Source organism: Bifidobacterium sp. UTBIF-68 (assembly GCF_006408855.1).
GTDB lineage: Bacteria > Actinomycetota > Actinomycetes > Actinomycetales > Bifidobacteriaceae > Bifidobacterium > Bifidobacterium reuteri.
In genome coordinates this window covers 82,159-100,518 of the sequence record NZ_JFAN01000012.1, presented here as the reverse complement: position 1 = coordinate 100,518, position 18,360 = coordinate 82,159, and the positions used below count along the sequence as shown (strand labels likewise).

13 protein-coding genes and 1 tRNA gene are annotated in these 18,360 nt (G+C 59.4%); 4 read left to right on the top strand and 10 right to left on the bottom strand.

Going from position 1 to position 18,360, the window contains the following annotated elements; all coding sequences use genetic code 11:
* Positions 1–193 precede the first annotated feature (193 nt).
* Positions 194–3,088, bottom strand: a complete 2,895-nt coding sequence (locus BW14_RS12410; RefSeq protein WP_140489284.1) for a CAP domain-containing protein — start codon at positions 3,086–3,088, stop codon at positions 194–196.
* 305 nt (positions 3,089–3,393) lie between these two features.
* On the opposite strand from BW14_RS12410, the gene BW14_RS04015 reads away from it, so the two are divergent.
* Positions 3,394–3,828, top strand: a complete 435-nt coding sequence (locus BW14_RS04015; RefSeq protein ID WP_044095869.1) for a DUF3592 domain-containing protein — start codon at positions 3,394–3,396, stop codon at positions 3,826–3,828.
* Between the two features lie 135 nt (positions 3,829–3,963).
* Here the strand turns inward: BW14_RS04015 and BW14_RS04010 are convergent, their stop codons facing one another.
* The 7 genes from BW14_RS04010 to BW14_RS03980 all read right to left on the bottom strand — a co-directional run bounded on the left by BW14_RS04010 (position 3,964) and on the right by BW14_RS03980 (position 12,892).
* Positions 3,964–4,683, bottom strand: coding sequence for an HAD hydrolase-like protein (locus BW14_RS04010; protein ID WP_044090253.1), 720 nt, complete (start codon positions 4,681–4,683; stop codon positions 3,964–3,966).
* A gap of 168 nt (positions 4,684–4,851) precedes the next feature.
* On the bottom strand, positions 4,852–5,199 hold the full coding sequence (locus tag BW14_RS04005) for an RNA polymerase-binding protein RbpA (protein WP_044090254.1): 348 nt from the start codon (positions 5,197–5,199) through the stop codon (positions 4,852–4,854).
* Positions 5,200–5,297: 98 nt separating this feature from the next.
* The gene (locus BW14_RS04000; RefSeq protein ID WP_044090255.1) at positions 5,298–7,877 is read right to left on the bottom strand and encodes an RNA helicase; all 2,580 of its coding nucleotides are present in this window, start codon (positions 7,875–7,877) and stop codon (positions 5,298–5,300) included.
* Positions 7,878–7,889: 12 nt separating this feature from the next.
* Positions 7,890–8,207, bottom strand: a complete 318-nt coding sequence (locus tag BW14_RS03995; protein WP_140489283.1) for a hypothetical protein — start codon at positions 8,205–8,207, stop codon at positions 7,890–7,892.
* A gap of 13 nt (positions 8,208–8,220) precedes the next feature.
* Positions 8,221–10,140 carry a YafY family protein gene (locus BW14_RS03990; RefSeq protein ID WP_044090257.1) on the bottom strand — a complete coding sequence of 640 codons (1,920 nt, stop codon included), beginning with the start codon at positions 10,138–10,140 and terminating at the stop codon, positions 8,221–8,223.
* Between the two features lie 151 nt (positions 10,141–10,291).
* Complete coding sequence (locus tag BW14_RS03985) at positions 10,292–11,824, bottom strand: UTP--glucose-1-phosphate uridylyltransferase (RefSeq protein WP_375137541.1); 1,533 nt, start codon at positions 11,822–11,824, stop codon at positions 10,292–10,294.
* Positions 11,825–12,007: 183 nt separating this feature from the next.
* Positions 12,008–12,892, bottom strand: a complete 885-nt coding sequence (locus BW14_RS03980) for a GDSL-type esterase/lipase family protein (protein ID WP_241451277.1) — start codon at positions 12,890–12,892, stop codon at positions 12,008–12,010.
* Between the two features lie 365 nt (positions 12,893–13,257).
* Here BW14_RS03980 and BW14_RS03975 point away from each other — a divergent pair.
* The 3 genes from BW14_RS03975 (at position 13,258) to BW14_RS03965 (ending at position 14,998) form a co-directional block, all read left to right on the top strand.
* Positions 13,258–13,334, top strand: a tRNA-Pro gene (locus BW14_RS03975).
* 333 nt (positions 13,335–13,667) lie between these two features.
* Entirely contained in the window at positions 13,668–14,006 is a 339-nt protein-coding gene (locus tag BW14_RS03970; RefSeq protein ID WP_044088195.1) for a multidrug efflux SMR transporter, read from the top strand.
* 209 nt (positions 14,007–14,215) lie between these two features.
* The gene (locus BW14_RS03965; RefSeq protein WP_140462737.1) at positions 14,216–14,998 is read left to right on the top strand and encodes a class I SAM-dependent methyltransferase; all 783 of its coding nucleotides are present in this window, start codon (positions 14,216–14,218) and stop codon (positions 14,996–14,998) included.
* 292 nt (positions 14,999–15,290) lie between these two features.
* On the opposite strand, the gene der is transcribed toward BW14_RS03965, so the two are convergent.
* Both der and BW14_RS03955 read right to left on the bottom strand, forming a co-directional pair.
* Positions 15,291–17,423: a bifunctional cytidylate kinase/GTPase Der gene (gene der, locus BW14_RS03960; RefSeq protein WP_044088197.1), complete on the bottom strand. Its 2,133-nt coding sequence runs from the start codon at positions 17,421–17,423 to the stop codon at positions 15,291–15,293.
* Complete coding sequence (locus tag BW14_RS03955; protein WP_044088199.1) at positions 17,420–18,190, bottom strand: pseudouridine synthase; 771 nt, start codon at positions 18,188–18,190, stop codon at positions 17,420–17,422. Before BW14_RS03955 ends, der begins: the two co-directional genes overlap by 4 nt.
* Positions 18,191–18,360 lie beyond the last annotated feature (170 nt).

The following is an 18,360-nucleotide window of genomic DNA, read 5'->3' as shown; positions in this document are numbered from 1 at the left end:
AGTAATATCCTCTTCGGCTTCTACGAATTCGCTGGTATCGCGGGCCAAAGTTGCTTGCTCATGGTCGGGGGTCTTTGTCGTATGGTGCTCACAGATACCGTATTCCGTTTGAATTGAATGCGTGTCGGTCCGTCTGGGTCTCAGCTTGAATCCGCCGGCAGAGGTGCGTCATCTCCCCCACCGGCGGCAGGCTTCACTTGTGGCTGAGGCTCCATCCGTCCGCGTGCTTGGCGGTGCGGACGCGGGTGAGCACGCATCCGGCGCCAGCCAGGGTGAGGATAGCGGTCAGGGTGAGGACTGTGGCAGTGTCCGTGCCGGTCGTGGCGAGCGGGTCGGCGCCGAACAGCCGGTCGGCCTTGGCCTGCTTGGCGGCCGCGTCCTGCTTCGCCTGGTCGGCCGTCTTGTCGGCCCGGTCCTTCTCTGCTTCGGCGTCCTGCTTGGCTTTGTCCGCATCCGCCTGGGCCTTCAGAGCGGCGGCGAGCTCCTTGTCGGCCCGATCCTTGTCCGCCTTGGCCGACTCGTATGTGGCCTTCGCGGTCCCATACGCCTTGTCGGCCTTGGCTTTCGCTGTATTCGCGGCTTCCAGACGGGTCTTCGCGGCCTGGTATGCCGTCTGCTTGACCGTGAGACGCTGCTGCGCGTCCTCGTACCAGGTGATGGTGTCCTCCGCCTGCTTCTTGTCGGCCGTGGCCTTGTCGTATGTGGCCTTTGCCGTGTCGTAGCGGTTCTGCGCCTCGTCGACCTTCTTCTGCGCGGCGTCGAGGTGGGTCTGCGCTTCGGCGGCCTTCCGGTCGGAACCGGCCTTCGCGTCAAGCGCCTGCCGTTTCGCGGCCTCGGCCTTCGCCTTCGCGGACTTTGCGGCGTCAAGGTCCTTCAACGCCTGCGCCTTGTCCAGTTTCGCCTGGCTGATCGCGGCCAACGCCTGGGTCTTGTCCTGCTTCGCCTGTTCGGCCTGGGCGGCGGCCTTGTCCACGTCTGTCTGCGCGGTCTGGACGGCCTTGCCCGTCTCGTCCACCTTGGACTGCGCGGCCTGCTGCGCCTTCACCGCCTGATCCACGCCGGTCTGCTTGGCCGCGGTCGTCTGCTTGGCGGTCTCGTACTCCTTGGTCTTGGCGTCCTGGTCCTTGCGGGCCTGCTCCAACGCGTGCGCCTTGTCGCCCTGGGCCTTGACGGCCTCGTCGTACGCGGCCTGCGCCTCCCGGGCGGTCTGCGCCGCCTTGTCGGCCTTCGCTTTGGCTTCCTGGGCTTCCTTGGTGGCCTTGTCTGCAGCGGTCTTGGCGGCGGCCAGCTTGTCGGCGGCCTCCTGCGCCTGTTGGGCGGCGGTCTGGCTCTTCGCCAACGCATCCTGATAGACGGAGCCCGCATTCTCGAGGCCCGTCTTGTAGGAGACGAGGTCGTTCAGATAGTCATCCGCGTCCATGACCCGGCCGTCGTTGGAGGAATTCCACAGGAACACCTGCCCGTGGGTGACGCCGTACTGGTCGCCGTTCTGGCTGACGCCGAATCCGGTGACCGTGTAGTCCGGGTTGACGAGGTTCACGTAATGGCCGGTCTCGCCGACCGTGCTGCCGTTCTTGTCCTTTCCATTGAGGACACCGTCGGTCATGTCCTTCTCGTATTCGGCCTTCTCCTGCGTGTACCAGCCGTTGAACGGGTCGTTGTACCCCCAGGCGAGGTTTTCGGCCACGTTATACTGCATGGGGTGCCGGATGTTGTGGTTGGCGTAGTCCGTGTCGGCCATGGCCTGGGCCATGAGCGTATCGGACACCTTCAACGGGGCGACGCCGTCCTTGGCGCGAAGCTCGTTCGCCTCCCGGATGAGTTTGACCGCGGCGATCATGTTGTCCAACGTGGTCGCGTCGCCCTTGGCCCCGTTATGCACGTACTGCAGATAGTAGGTGACCGTCGGGTCGGTGAGCGTCTTGACCGCGTCGGTGGCGCCCTTGTCACCGAAGTAGGCGACCGCGCCCTGCTGGAGTTTCGCCTGCGCGCCGTCCGCGACCTGCTTCTTCGCGTCCGCGTCCTGCTTCGCCTGGTCGGCCGCCTGCTGCTTGGCGGCCGCATCCTTGGACGAGGCGTTCACGGTGTCGGCCGCCGCCTTGGAAGCCGCATCCGCCTTCGCCTGCGCCTCCTTCGCCGCCTGCTCCGCCTGTTGGGCGGCCTTCAACTGGACGAGCAGATCCGACAGGCCGCCGTCATCCTTCGACAACTGGTCGACCTTGGCGTCCGCCTTCTCCTTCGCAGCCTTCGCCGCCGCTTCCGCCTGCTTGGCCTTGTACAAAGCCGCCTGCGCCGTCTTCACCTGCTCGTCGGCCTGCGCCTTGTCGCCCTTGGCCGCGGCCTGCCCGGCCTTCGCCTTGTCGAGGTCCGTCTGGGCCTGCCTGCGGGCCTGTTCGGCCTGCTTCAGCGCCTCGTCGGCCTTGTCGGCCTTCGACTGGGCGGCGGTGATGGTCTTGTCCGCATCATCGGCCTTCGACTGTGCGATGGTGGCCTGCTTGGAAGCGGCGTCGATCTTCTCCTGGGCCTTGCCGACATCCGACTGATGCCCGGCGGACTCCTGCTTCGCCTGATCCAGCTCGGACTGGGCCTGCGTCCTGTCCGATTCGGCGGACTGCTGGTCGGCCTGCGCCTGCTTCATCGCCTCCTGGGACTGGCTGATCGCCTGCTGCGCCTGGCTGACCGCCTGCTGCGCCTGCTCGATCTTCCCGGGCGCGTCCTGCACATCCTTCGCGGCCTGATCACGTTCGACACCGGCCTGATCGGCCGCCTGCTGCGCGTTCGTCTGCTCCTGCGCCGCCTGCTGCTGCGCCTGCTGTGCGGCATCCAGGTTCTGCTTGGCCGTATCAAATGCGCCGGCGGCCGCATCGGCCTTTGCCTGCGCTTCGGTCACACCGGTCGGCGCGGCCTGAACGGCCTGAGCCGTGCTCTCCTGCGCCGCCTGCACGGCATCCTGTGCCTGGCTGATCGCCTGTGCTGCCATGTCGGTCTGCGTGGTCGCGGTCTCGTCGGCCATCGCCACGGCCGGAGCCGCCAAGGTTGCCGCGGTCGCCAATGTGGCGACACCGGCTTTCATGAGTTTGCTTGCCATGAGAATCCTCCTCGTTTCTCTGTCTCGTCTCTGCCAACCCTAACGGGGGTAGTTGTCGTCTCTGACATGAGTTATCTTACTCCCCTGCAGCTCATCGAATGGGGTGGTTTCGGCATGCGACCTATGGACAACATCCACTGTTGTACTTTCGCTGTCTTTTGCTTGTTCCTTTCACTATGAGATAATCGTGATGGGCGCCGATGGTTGTTGCTCATATCGGAGCCAGAGAGGTGATGACGTGTTGCAATGCCCGGCCGACGAAGGCCGATGCAAGCCACGTTGTGCTTGGGGAAAGGCTATTGGCAATGAGCGATCAAGAATTGTTGATGTTCATCGGCTTGGTTTGTGTAGTTGTCGGAGTTATCGTTATTGCTCTCTTTCTGCGAGCAAGCAATGAAGCCAATGAGAGCAAAGCTCAATGCACTGCGATTGTGCCAGGCGTGGTATCTCGGCTCATCGAAGAGGAAGACAATGATGGGACGTTATGGAAACCGGTGTTCTCCTATACCGTAGGTGAGGACAACTACACCATCGTGTCTCCGGTGTCCTCTCGCCCTGCCCAATACCAAGTCGGAGAACATGTGGTTGTGGGCTATAATCCGTTAGATCCGTCGGATGCCTATGTTCAAAGTGAGCGCGGATCTGGATGCCTGTTGTATGCATTCATCGGAGCAGGGCTGATTGACGCTACGGCCGGTTTGGCAGTTGTGATTTGTGCGGCGCTCGGCGTGATTGGCTGAGCAATCATAGCCGATGTGCTTCAGAAGGCATCATTCCGTCAGGGCAATGGCATGATGCCTTCTGTCCCCGCTCCATAGACGGAGAGAAAGAACAAGCAGGGACAGTGTCAGCGTGACACGTACTGCGACAATCGCTTAATGCGAGGCGAAGTAACGGTTCACTGCATCTTCGAGCTGATTCACGGTCTCGATGATCTCGTAGACGCCGTGCTCCTCCATTTCGCCGGCTGGCGCGTAGCCCCAGCGGCATCCGATGGTGTCCAAGCCGCAGGCGTGCGCGCCGTCGATGTCGGTGTACCGGTCGCCGACCATCACAGCCTTATCCCCCTGTGCCGCGTCGAAGCCGATCTTGTCGAAGCAGTATCGGATGACCTGATCTTTGTCGAGTCGTGAGTTGTCCTTGGAGGCGCCATAGATGCCGTCGAGCAGTTCGGTCAGATGGAAATGCTCGCAGATCGGCACGCACTGGTATTCGGGCTTGCAGCTGGCCAAAGCCAGATAATAACCGTCTTCACGCAGTTTGACCAGCTGTTCGCGGATGCCGGGGAACACGACGTTCACCAGACGGCCCGGCACCTTGTTCCCCGGTTCGTTCGGATCGTCGAACACAGCCTTGTCCGCATAATAGCTGCGGTAGATCTCCACCGCATGATCCAGCTCGTCCTCGGGAACATGGTTGCGTTGCAGGGATTCGACAATGGCCGGTCCGATGAAACGATGCAGTTCTTCGTCATCCGGCACCGGACGCCCAAGCGCCTCGAACGTCTTGACCACGGATGCGATGATGCCGCCGTCCGACTTGGTCAGCGTGCCGTCGAGATCGAGAAGAACTACATTTCTCGGATGCTGTGCCATTGAAGGTACTCCCCTGTCATGTCAAATCGTGAGGTTGCCGATGGCGTTGCGACAAGGCACACTCTCATGCATCGGCAACCATACCTCAGCAATGATTATGCCCAGTCGCTTTGACTGGGCATCGATTCACGTGTTGTTCAACTTACGTAGTATTCCGTGGACTGTGACTCACTCGTAATCCGGAATCCAGCCGTCACGGTGCATCTGCAGACGCTTTTCCAGCAGCTTGGCGAGTTCCTCCTCGCTGCGGCGTTCCAGCAGCATATCCCAGTGTGTACGACTCGGCTTGCTGATTTCATCGGCCTCACGGTCGTCATCGCCCTCACGGTGGGCCACAGCGCCACAGCGGCACTCCCACTCGTCGGGCACCTCAGCGCCTTCGGCGAACGGCAGGATGGTGCGATGTCCCTTCGGGCATACGTATGCCACATCGTTTCTGGCTGCGAAATCCACATTGTCGTCGGACTCCAGCGATTTCGCGCCGATGCTCATGCCCCTGAGGCTACGTTCTGCCATATCGGCATCCTCCCTTGCAAATTCAGTAACCGTACTAATTTACGCAACAGTTCGGACTAGACTTCTATTCCGGTCCATCCCTGCATGCGCGCTCACGCTCATTCCACTCCGGAGTAGGATACGATGCCGCGATTGACTCGATCGGCGGCTTCATGGGCGATATCCTGCAACGCCTCTCCCCCGTTCAACGGCAACGGGCCGGCTGCGGCAATCTGCTGCAGCACGTCGGCCAGACGTTTGGCCGTTCGGACGAAATCACCGCCGGTCATATCCGTTCCGTATAGGCACGACGCCAGCGAATTGCCGTCAGCCCACTCGAACATGACGTCCACGATGCCGCAGTCGGGTTGTTCGGGTTCCTCAAGACCATGATCCGTGCACAGTTCGCCGATATTCGCGCACACGCCTCGCAATTGCGAGGCCGCGATGGCGATATGTCCGGAAACACCGCCTGGATAGTGTCTGGGCTCGCCTTGCGCTCCACGGCGGGGTTCATACACCAACGACGAGAGCACCGACGCAAGGCCCTTGGCGTCGAGCTTGTTGAACATGCCGCTGAGCATCGCCTCGCACAGTTCCAAGTCATGTTCGCTGTAGATACGTCGCAGGATGCGTCCCTTGTCGGTAAGGGTCATATCCACCTGACCGTCGCCGCGGTCCCGCCGATCGAGATATCCGAGCTGGCACAGGATATCGCAGATGCGGTCGAACTGGCGTGCCACGGAACCGGTGCGCGAGTTGTAGCGATCGGTCACACGATTGAGCTCACGCATCTCGCGCGCCCAGCGATGCCCCCACTTGAGATGCTGCTGCAGATCCGGGCAGTCCCGGCACGGATGCTCATGCTCGGCCTTGCGGAGGGTTTGAATGTCCGTTTCCAGTTGCCGGAACGCCTGGGAACGGTCGTGGTCGGTCAGGAACACTTCGTGCTTGAGCTTCTTCCGCCCTTCTTTCTCGATGTCGCTCAATTGCATACGGATGGTCATGAATTGCTTGAAATCGCCATGGCTGCATTGGAATGCCTGCTCATAGCCATCCAGCGCCTTGTTCAGCGTGGTGATCTGCGATTCCAACTGCCATGCCGACTCGTTGGCCTCCCACTGCGCGAAGGACTGGTCCAGCGTGATGCGTGCGGTCTGATAGTCGCTGGCGTTGAGCAGGTTCACCGCCATGTTGAAGGTCGGGCGGAAACTGGAATGCAATGGGTAGACACGCTTGGATGACAATGCCGCCGCCGTGGCGGGGATGAAATCCTGATGATCGACCACGATGGCATGGCCTATGGTGTCTATGCCGCGGCGTCCCGCTCGTCCCGTGAGCTGGGTGAACTCGCCCGGGGTCAGCGCGACGTGTCCGGTGCCGTTGTACTTCTCGAGTTTTTCGACCACCACGCAGCGGGCGGGCATGTTGATGCCCAAGGCCAGCGTCTCGGTGGCGAAGACCATCTTGACCAGACCTTCCTCGAACAGGCGTTCGACGATTTGCCGGAAGAGCGCGATCATGCCGGCATGATGCGAGGCGAAGCCCTCTTCCAGCGCGAAACGGAATTTCGAGAACTGCAGGGCCTTGAGATCCTCCTGGCTGAGCTGTCCGGCCACCATGTCGTCCACGATGCGGCGGATCTTGATGGCCTCCTCATCCGTGGTCAATTCGAGACCAGCGTTGATGCATTGCTCGACGGCCTGATCACAGCCGTTACGGGAGAAGATGAAATAGATGCCCGGCAGCATGCCTAGGAAATGCAGTTCATCCACCACTGCCCAGCGGCGTGGTGTATGGCGTTGTGGCTTCGGCTCACGGCCCTTAGGCCCCTTGCCTTTGAATCCCTTGCGTTTGTCGGGACGCTGCTCGCCGCGCCTTCTGGCGGCTTTGCGATCCAAGCGGTCAAGGGTGTTGATCAGTTCCGGATTGAGCTTGGTGGTCTGCTGCCCCTGGCCATCGCGCCGGTACAGGTCGATGACTTCCGGCTCGGTATGGTCGTCTTGCTGAACGATGACATGCTGTTCCAAAGGTACAGGCCGATGTTCACTGATCACCAGCTTGGTCTCACCGCGCACCGAGGCTATCCACCGGGAGAAATCCTCCACATTCGATACCGTTGCGGAAAGCCCCACGATTTTAACGGTTTGGGGAAGATGGATGATGACCTCTTCCCACACGGGTCCCCGGAAACGATCCGCCAGATAATGCACTTCGTCGAGAATGACATACCGCAATGCGCTGAGCGTGGTCGACCGCTCGTAGATCATGTTGCGCAATACCTCGGTGGTCATCACCACGATGTCCGCTTCGGAGTTGATGGATGTGTCTCCGGTGAGCAGTCCCACCTTGTCAGGCCCGTAGACGGCGACCAGATCATGGTATTTCTGGTTGCTCAGCGCCTTGATCGGAGTGGTGTAGAAGGCTTTGACGTTGCGGTCCTGAGCCAGATAGATGGCGAAATCGGCCACTACCGTCTTTCCTGCGCCTGTAGGTGCGGCCACCAGCACATTGCTGCCGGCCTCGAGAGCCTCATTGGCGTCCTGCTGGAAATCATCCAAGTCGAATGGCAGCGTCGCCGCGAACCGTGCGGCAATCGTTGAACGACGTTGCTTGGTTTTCTGGAATGATGCGTACCGTTGTGCAGGACTGAGTTTCGTTTCCGATGAATCAGCCTTCTGATGATGGTGACGTGCCATGATGTCTTTCGTTTAGTCGTTGAACCGCTTCCACCTGTTCCAGGCCCGGATGTGGCGTTCACGTTTTGCCGTCCTACGTCGAATGACCTCCGCATGCGCTTCGGCATAGCGATCCTGCGCGACGCTCAACGGCTGGGTGAAGATGGCGGGCTCAGGCGTGTGCCCGACCGAATCTGGCTCGCCCATTGCCGACAGTTTTTCGCCGATGCGGTCACCCGTTTCGCTTGCATCGCGCAATGCGCGGATTCCATGAATACCTGCGTATGCCAGTCCGCAGATGATCATGGCAAGCATGAACAGCGCCAATATCAGCCATATCCACCAAGGCATGGCGACTCCTTACTTATTTGGATGCATTGGCGCTGAGGCTCAATTCCCGTTCAGCGCGGGCGATGATCATGGTGCGAAGCGTTTCCGGGGCGACCGCCGTGATATGTCTTGCGTGCGCAATGCAGAAGGCGACGAACCAAGAGTCGGAGGAAACGGTCAGATGCACCTTCTCCCCCGCTCCGCACTGTTCCACAGTGGCACCCGGCAGCGTCTTGATGAACGGCAGATCCGCCTGGTCGGTGATGAATACCGCTTCCGTGCCATTGTCGAAGCTCCACTTGCGCAGTTCGCTGACGGGCATGTTGGGCACATCGATGGCCTGGACGGGCTTGACGACCTCGGCCTTTTCGATGCGGGCCAAACGGAGCACCTGCCAGGTGCGAGGCTTTCCGTTCGCCTTGTCGATGGTCTTGTCTTTGGAGACGTATGCCTTCTTCTCCTTGGGGGCGGCGGATTCGACGTCCGTATAGACGGCCGCATAGTAGACGCCCTCATCGATGAAGATCTTCGCCGGCGCCACCAGCTTGCGCCGGGTGCGACCGGTGCCATCGGTGTATTCCATGTCGAGCAGGGATTCGGTGTTGATGGCACGCTTGACCACGGAGAAGCTGCGCGGCTCGAGCTCGTAGCCGGTCAGGCTCAGCCACGGTGTCTGCCCGGGAGTCACGTGACGGCGGAGCCTCATATACAGCGATTCGGCTTGGGCGCGCTGCTTGTCGGGCAGCAGCGGGGAATGGGCGAGATAGCTCACCGATGCGGTCAGCATGCTCAGATACTGGGGCGAGATGCCCGCGAGACGCTCCAAGCCCAGGGAATTCGTCGCAGAGACGATGCCTTCCGAGTCCAGCAGCGGCCAATCGATGTCGAAGAACTGGCTTCCCGCCATTTCGCCGTCATCGGACACCGTGGTAAGGGTATTGATGTCCTTGTGGATGATGTTGACGAACTTCTTCAACTCATCATCGTTCTTGGGCTTGCCGATGAAGCGGACCGCAAGCTCGCTCATCGAGAATTCCTCGCCGAGATGCGCAGACAGGAACAGCATCAGGCGCAGGCGTCGATCGACCTCGCTGCCCGTCTGGAACGCCGAGCTGCTTTTCTTGTTCTGGGCCTTGATGGATTCCGGGTCGCCTGGCTCGCTGACTTCGCGGCTGATCGAGGGAGACACGACGGATGCGCTGACCGGACCGGCGGATTCGTCGGCCAAGGCGAACTGGCTGGCGGCGTGCAGACGACGGTGATAGGCGTCCACCGCCTCCTGGGGGCTGACAATCATGGCGCCGGGATGCTCCAGCACGTACATGGCCAGATCGTCGGAATCCGTATACGCCACATTCAGCTGTTCGCCATCAACGTCCACCGTGGCTGCGAAGCGACGGGAGTCGATCACCTTGACCAGCGAGTCCGGAATGTGCTGCGTACCAAGCCCCGGAGCGATGGAATCCAGACCCAAGCCCGGAATGGGTGTCTGCGGGACGCGGGGGGTGGTGCGGGATGCCCTCTGAGCGATCTGCGATTGGTCGGGCTCGGAGGAAATCGCCATGGAGCGTGCAAGATAATTGGCTGCGGCCAGAACAGGCATGTCCTCAGGCTCGAACATCAGGCGTATGCGAGGCTCATCACCCAATTGCAGACGATATGATGCGAAATCTTGGCCTTCGGACTTCGAAGAGTATTCCGGCTGGCGTGATTCGATGGCAATGCCCATGGCCGCAAGCTTGGCGCGATCGCGCTGGAATTGTTTGGCGAATGCCGCCTTTGCCGCCTGATCGGCGAGTTCCCCATACGAATCGGCGTAGGCCTTGACTCGTTGTGCAATCTGGCGGGAAGTCAGCCATTGCGGGAACGCGGACGACAACACGGCCAGTACATCCAGCTCGTGCTTACCCCACTTGTCGGAAAAACGCCGACGCCCGCTTGTACCTTCTGCCATTAGTCCTCACGTGTAATTATTGTTTCGTTATAAGTGTGTGAGATTTTTTCCTCACGCTCCCTCTATATTAGAGGGTTTTTTCTGTATTATGCGCCATTTCACGAAATTTGGCGGCTCTTTTTTGCCGGAGCCGCCAAATTCCGCAGTGCCATCACACCCAGTCGTCAGGCTCGATGCCTTGCGGGCCAACATATTCGCCGTTGGGCACGTAGCTCGGCTCGTCCTTGTCTTCGAGTTTGGCGTCGGCGAACATGACCACATCGCGTCCGAACGTCCAATCCCCCTTGATGGTCACCGAATTCGCGGCGGCCAGCGATGGGACCGCATAGGGGAAACGCTCGTCGAAATCATGGATGTTCTTGTAGAACCGTGGATCGAGATCGACGTTCGGGAAGATGTAGTTGCCGTCCTCCATCTCATAGGTATCGGTCAGGTGGAAGCGGTCGGAACGCATGATGAACAGGTCGTTCGTGGTCTTCACCGGCAGGAACCGCATGCGGTCGACCTGCACGCAGATGGCCCCGTTGAACAGTCCGATGGCGGCGCCCATCGCGGTTTCCAGCTGAATGACCTTCTCGGAATCAGGGTTGGTGGGGTCCACGGTCTTCCTGTTGCGGATCACCGGCAGCGGCAGCACGCCATTGTATTCGGCAAGCTTGGCCTTCAGCGCGTCGATGCGAATCCAGATCGAATTCGTGTTGAAATACGGATGCTTGGAGATGTCCTGTGCCGCTTCCTTGTCGTCCGGATGCACCTGGCTCATTTCGCGGAGCATGAGGCGGCCGGTGGCCTTGTCCCTCACGATGTGGCCGCCCTTGCGGTCGGCAGGCGTGCGGATGGCCACTTCGGCCATGAACGGCGCTCCGGTATTCTCGAAATGCTGTGCCAGGGTGCGCGAGGGGCGCGCGCCCAGATTGTCAGAGTTCGAGATGAACAGGTACTTGAACCCATGCTCCTCCAGAACGTCCAGCAGACCGGACTCCCAGATAGTGGAGAACAGGTCACCATGTCCCGGCGGGCACCATTCCAGTTCGGGGTTCTGCGGGAAACTGACCGGCTCTCCGGTGGCCGCCACCAGCTTCGGCTCCTGATGCTGGATGATTTCCATGGGGATTTCGGTCTGTTCAAACTTGCGATTGTACTTGAGCACCTTCATCGTATCCGCGGAAGTGCGGAAGGAGTTCATGAAGGTCAGCGGCAGTTCCACGTGAAGACGGTTGCGGGCGGTCAGCACCTGGCCGATGATGATGTCGATGAAACGCATCTGCTTGGCCTTATGGCGACGAACAGGCAACAGGGACTTAGCGCATTCGAGACCCATCGAGGTGCCAAGTCCGCCGTTGAGCTTGAGGAAAGCGGTCTTGGCGAAAGCGTCTACGGCCTTGTCGTGGTTGATGGTCTCATACACGTCATGGAAGCTCGGCACCTTTTCGAGCGGCTCGACGTCCTCCTCGCGAATCCAACTAGATGATTCCTCATGGCGCCAGACATTGAACAGGTGATGGAACTGGTTGATGGCAGTTTCGCTCATGCCATGTTCGCGCATTTTGACGGCGGAGCGTTCGAACAGCGCATCATCGGCGTTCTCTTCGCCGCTTGAGGGTGTGACGTCGATAGTAGTACGAGTGTTTTCGATCTTGTCTTCCTCGTCGCCTGATTGCGTGCCGTTGGTCGGTTCGGTCATTCAAATCCCTTTCGTCAAAACTACAAGGCACAAGTCTATCGCTTGAACAAGCAGAATACCCTGTAACAAGGGTGTCAGATGGGATAACGGGATGCTTTTCTGATGAACAACACGTGAACAGCATACCGAATGGAGATGTGTATGAGGTCCCAAGTGTGAGGAGCCGTACTTGGAAGTAAGGAATCAGAAATCAGTCGATGCCTGCGCGATGACGCCGTCCGCCAGCATCTGATAGCACCGCTTCGATGGGTGGAAGTTGTCATAAGCCCAGAATTCGTCATCGGTCAGGCCGGTATCGTAATGCGTCATATCCACGAATCGCACCTGTTTGTCGGCGCAGATGCGTTTGCTGATGGCCGTCTGCGCGTCGGTCATGTCCAGAATGGCTTTGCGCAGGACCCGTCCGAGCGCCGGAGACCGGTACACCTGTCCGGAGCTGATGACTACGACATGCGGGCACAGAGCCTTTGCCTCGTCGATGGCAGCAGTCAGATCCGAGCGCCACTCCTTGGCACTGCGTCTGGCCATCACGTCGTTGGACCCGGCACAAAGCACCAGCAGATCAGGTTGTTCCTTGACCTGCGGCAGCAGACGGAAGCGTACACGGCGCATGGTGGCACCGAGTCTGCCGTACGTCGCCCATTGCACGGGACGATTGATTATGGAGGCCAGCGTGCGGGCCATGTCGGGCACCAGACCTTCCTGCTGGTCGTCGACACCGCATCCCACGGTCAGCGAATCGCCGACGACGACCAGGGAGAACGGCGCTGCCGTTCGGACGGTTGGTCCTGATGCCTCGGGACTCACAGTTCCATTGTCGATATCAGAGGTTGTTGCATGCTGCGCATCCGCGTCATGGGGCATTGGCACGGATCCGCGGCGCTCGCCATCCGGTTCCGGCGCGAGCTTCACCGTATGCTGAGCGACCACAGCCTCCGTTAGCGCGATAGGCCTCTCCCACCACGACAATGCCATGATCGTCTCCCTCTCCCCCAGTTCGTCCGTATGCTTGGTGCCGTCTATATGCTTGGTACCGCGTGTGCCGCATATGATGCCGCCGCGCCTCATTGTAACGATGGTGCCAGAGCGATGATGCCATCGGATGCACATGATGGACCGGTATGAGGATTGCTCCTCTGCGAGTCGATTGCCGGTCACCTTTTGCATGCGGGACGAGGGACTGAGGGGAAAGTCATTTTGTCGGCAAATATCTGGTGCAAGACACTAGTATCCCGCGTCAGATATTCATTGAATAAAATGGGGGCTCCCCTTGTCAGGGGAGCTGGCCCGCGAAGCGGGACTGAGGGGTAGTGAATTAATCAACGAACTTACGGCGAGGCTTACTAGTGGTCCGTTTGAGATTTCAACGCGACACGCTGTTTTGCGAATGCAAGCGAATATGGTAAGTTATTCAACTGTTGCTTTTGCAACATCGGACCATAGCGCAGTTTGGTAGCGCACTTGACTGGGGGTCAAGGGGTCGCGGGTTCAAATCCCGCTGGTCCGACCAGAAAGCCCGGAATTTCAACGATTCCGGGCTTTTTCGTATTCCGGCCGGAATGGGGGCTTATCCGGCTCTTCCGATTTTGGTGTGTAAGGGCCATGCGGTTTCATGGCTCTTCGCGGTTTGGTGTGCATGTGCCTTGCGGGCGGTAACGATGGCGACATCAGGACGAGACAGTCACGGTGGGTGGACATAGGCGAACCACGGCAACCATGACAAGGTGTTTGCGTTTTTGCGATATCGAGACGATGATGTTTTGTCCTGCGCGGGATGATAGGTTGTGGCCGAATCGACCGATTCAGCCGGATCGGAGCATATAATCGCGAGGAGGAGATGACTATGGCGCTGACGTGGTTGATGCTGTTCGGAGCTATTTTCTGCGAGGTGGCTGCCACGCTGTCGCTGCGCGCATCGGAGGGGTTCAGCAGACTTGCTTGGGTGGCTCCTGTGGTGTTTGGATACGGCGTCTGCTTCTTCCTGCTCGCCAAGGTACTGGATCGTGGCATGCCGACCGCGCTGGCGTACGGCGTATGGTCGTGCGTGGGTATCATTGCCACCGCGATCATCGCGCATTTCGCCTTCCAGGATCCGTTGAACTGGCGTATGTGGCTGGGCATGGCAATCATGATTGTCGGCATCATCGTGCTGCAATGGGGCAGCCATACGGCCGTCCAGTAGATTATGGATCCGAGGAATGCAGCATCATTGACAATAATGACATTGCCAGCTACTTCGACAGTGGTATGTTTCTGAAACATGTCTTCGGGAGTGACATCCTCGAAGTCGGGAATGCGCTCGGAGGCTCTCGTATGCCCAGAGATACATCCCATGTCGAGATACTGTCCATGCGTGGAAAGATGGGGTGAGACTTAAGAAGGTGATGCCTGATGATTGTTGATGAACGCATAGATGGCGGCACGCCGTTCGACTGGGGAAAAGTGTCGGCCGACTACGCAAAATACCGTGATATTTATCCTCCGGAGTTCTACCGGATGATTCTCAATCGAGGATTGTGCAGGGATGGGCAGCACGTGCTTGATTTGGGCACAGGTACTGGTGTGTTGCCACGCAACATGGCGCGGTATGGCGCTTCGTGGACAGGAATCGATGTTTCCGGGCCTCAGATTGAACAGGCGCGTCTGCTTTCCAAGGGAATGGACATCGAATACCGCGTATCGAAGGCTGAAGATGCCGTTTTTCCGGATGGTTCGTTCGATGTCGTCACAGCGTGCCAATGCTTCTGGTATTTCAACCATGAGATGGTATGCGAGAGGTTGCATCGTCTGCTCAAACCGGGTGGCACATTCCTGGTCATGGTGATGGAGTGGCTGCCGTTCGAGGACCCGGTCGCCGGTGCGAGCGAGCGTCTCATTCTCAAGTACAGTCCTCATTGGAGCGGTGCTGGCGAACGCATGCATCCAATCGATGTGCCGGGTTGCTATCTCCGTGGTTTCGAGCTGGTCCATCATGAGGAGCGCAAGCTGGAGGTGCCATTCACCCGGGAGAGTTGGAACGGAAGGATGAAAGCGTGCCGGGGTGTCGGTGCATCGCTTGATTCGGCGCAGGTTGCCGCATGGGAGCGTGAGCATATGGCACTGCTGGAACGCATCGCGCCGCCTCGCTTTGAGGTATTGCATTATGCGGCCATGGCCGAGTTGAGACGAATCTGAGTCGCGCCGCATATGACCATGGCTGGCATAACCGTGATTGGTATAACCGTGATGGCATGCCTGCTGATACGTCATGAATGTATGGCTCGGTATTCGTGCCATGCGACTGCACAACCGGGTTACCGCCCGTGTGTGGCATCGTGTGACGCCGTATATCACAATCGTGAACTGATGTATACGGCATGAACCGCAAAACACGGAACATTCAGCCGCATGACATTGATGGCATAACGCTTCGATGGCGCCTCTGCAGCATCTTTGCAAAAGCAGAGGCGCCATCGAGCAGTATTCGCTACTTCTTCTTGCCCTTCTTCTCGCGGATGTTCACCGAAATCTGAATCGGAGTGCCTTCGAAGCCGAACTCCTCGCGCAGCGAGCGTTCGATGTAGCGGCGGTATCCGTGATCGAGGAAGCCGGTGGCGAAGATCACGAAGCGCGGCGGGCGCGTGGATGCCTGCGTGGCGAACAGGATTCTCGGCTGCTTGCCACCGCGCAGCGGATGCGGATGCGCGGCCTGGATCTTGCCGAGGAAGGCGTTGAGCTTTCCTGTGGGAACACGCTGATCCCAGGATTCCAGCGCCGAGCGCATGGCGCTTGCCAGACGATTGGTGTGCCAGCCGGTTTTGGCGGACAGGTTCACACGCTGCGCCCAGGTCACGCGATCGAATTCGGTGGTCCACAGTCGTTCGAGGCGCTGCTTGTCGAAATCGTCCATCGCGTCCCATTTGTTGAACACCAGAACAATCGCGCGACCGGCGTCCACGGCCGTGGACATGACCTTCAGGTCCTGATCCGAAACAGGCTGTGAGGCATCAAACAGGATTAGCGCCAGCTCGGAACGCTCGATGGCGGCTTGGGTACGCAACGAAGAATAGTATTCCGCGCCGGTCAGCTTATGCTGACGGCGTTTGATGCCGGCCGTATCGATGAGCAGCCAATCCTCGCCGTCGATGTCGATGATCTCATCGACAGGGTCACGAGTGGTGCCGGCCAGATCGTTGACCACGGAACGCTCCTCGCGAGCGAGCTGGTTCAACAGGGAGGATTTGCCCACGTTCGGCCGACCCACCAGAGCCACGCGACGCAGGTTCGACGGTGTGAGGAATCCGGAGGTCTTCTCGGCCTTCTTCAGCTTGTCGAGCGCGACATCAAGCATGTCGCCCACGCCGCGGCCGTGCATGGCGGACACCGCATATGGTTCGCCGAGACCAAGCTTCCAGAATTCGGCGGCCATGTATTCGCTCGCCTGATCGTCGATCTTGTTGACCGCCAAGGTCACCGGCTTGCCGGCCGCACGAAGCATCTTGACGATACGTTCATCGGTATCGGTCATGCCCACCTGTGCATCGACCACGAACACCACGGCATCGGACAGCTGCACGGCCATCTGCGCCTGCGAGGCAATCGCCGAATCGATGCCTTCGACATCGGCTTCCCAACCACCGGTATCGACCAGCTTGAAGTCGGTACCGGCCCATTCCGCATCGTAGCTGACACGGTCACGTGTCACGCCGGGAGTATCCTCCACCACTGCGGCACGACGACCGAGAATACGGTTCACCAACGAGGATTTGCCCACGTTCGGGCGTCCCACAATGGCAAGCACGCCGACAGGTTTTGGCCCTGATTTGACGGAACCCGCGGCTGGGCCACGTCCCTCGACCAGCGCCTTGTCCGCCTCATCAAGGTCATAGCCTTCGAGATTGGCGGCATACTGCTCGTATTCCTGGTTTTCGATGGCATCCTCCACCATGCCGATCAGCATGTCCAGCGTATGCTCGAAATCCAAATCCGAGTTGTCTATGGTGGTGACGCCATCGGCGGCGGTCATGAAGCTGGTGACCTTGGAGTCGGCCTTGTCCCGTGCGACGACATTCTCCGCTCCCACTCCCGCAGCGGCCTGACCGCTGCGACGTGCCTGACGCACCTCCTCACGGGCGGTCAGCAACACGCGCACTTCGGCGTCAGGAGCCACCACGGTGGTGATGTCACGACCTTCCGCGACAATGCCGAGCCCCTCCGAGAAGGAGTCGGGAGCGGCTTCGCGGGCGATGTAGGCACGCTGCGCAGCGATGAGCACATTACGCACGGGAATCACATTTGACACCTTCGACACATGCGAAGAGACTTCCGAGGAGCGGATGGCATCGGAAATGTCTTCGCCGTCGGCGAAGACGCGCGGATCGTCGGGGTTCACGGAGATGTCGAAATGATCGCCGGTGAAGAAATCACCCACCGTCTCGGTCACAGTCCGTTCATCGACCTGTTCGGAGTCCAGATCGATGCCCTGCTTCAGACACCACCAAGCGCAGGCTCGGTACATGGCTCCCGTATCCAGATAGGCATATCCGAAATATTTGGCCAGCGCCTTGGACGTGGAGGATTTGCCCACGCCGGCTGGTCCATCAATGGCGACACGAATCACAGGCCGACCTCCTTGGACAGTGCACGAACCTCGGTCTGGGAGAGCACGCGATACGAGCCGGGCTTGATTTCACCGAGCTTGATCGGGCCGATCTGCGTGCGTACCAGGCGCTTGACGGGGAAACCGATCGAGCCGAAGATACGACGGACAATGCGGTTCTTGCCGGAATGCAATACGACCTTGACCATGGTGAAATCACGGGTCGCGTCGATGATCGCGCAATGGTCGAGCTTGATCCAGCCGTCATCGAGCTGCACGCCGGTCTTGACGAGACGGCGGCATACGGTGCCGGACAGCCGGCCCTCCACCGTGGCGATATAGGTCTTTTCGACTTCATACTTGGGATGCATGACGTGCTGGGACAGCTCGCCGTCATTGGTCATCAGAATCAGGCCCTCGGAATCATAATCCAAGCGGCCCATGTGGAAGATGCGCTCATACTTGTCGCCGACGATGTCGCGCAACGTGTAACGCCCTTTCGGGTCCTCCATGGCGGAAAGGACCCTGCGCGGCTTGTTCAGCGCCAGCGTGACATGGTTCGGATTCACACGTACGCGTGAACCGTCCACGCGTACCTGCTGGGTCTTCGGATTGACTCGTGAACCGAGTTCGGTGACCAGTTCGCCGTCCACCTCGACACGGCCTTCGGTGATCATCAGCTCGCATTTGCGGCGGGATCCGAAACCGGCTTGGGCAAGCAGCTTCTGGAGTCGAATGGAATCGGTATCATCATGCGCCATCTGGGCGCGGGAATATGCGTTTGGCATCGTTCTCCCAACGTGGCCGGGCAGGCCGCCATATGCGGCCTGATCTCATCTTTATGGTGTTATATCAGTGAGTTGTATCAGTGACAGGCTGACATTCACAGCCTTTTTCAACTTATCCATAATACCGCATCGTTGGACTGCTGATAGACTTGCAACCGTTTGTGCGGGTT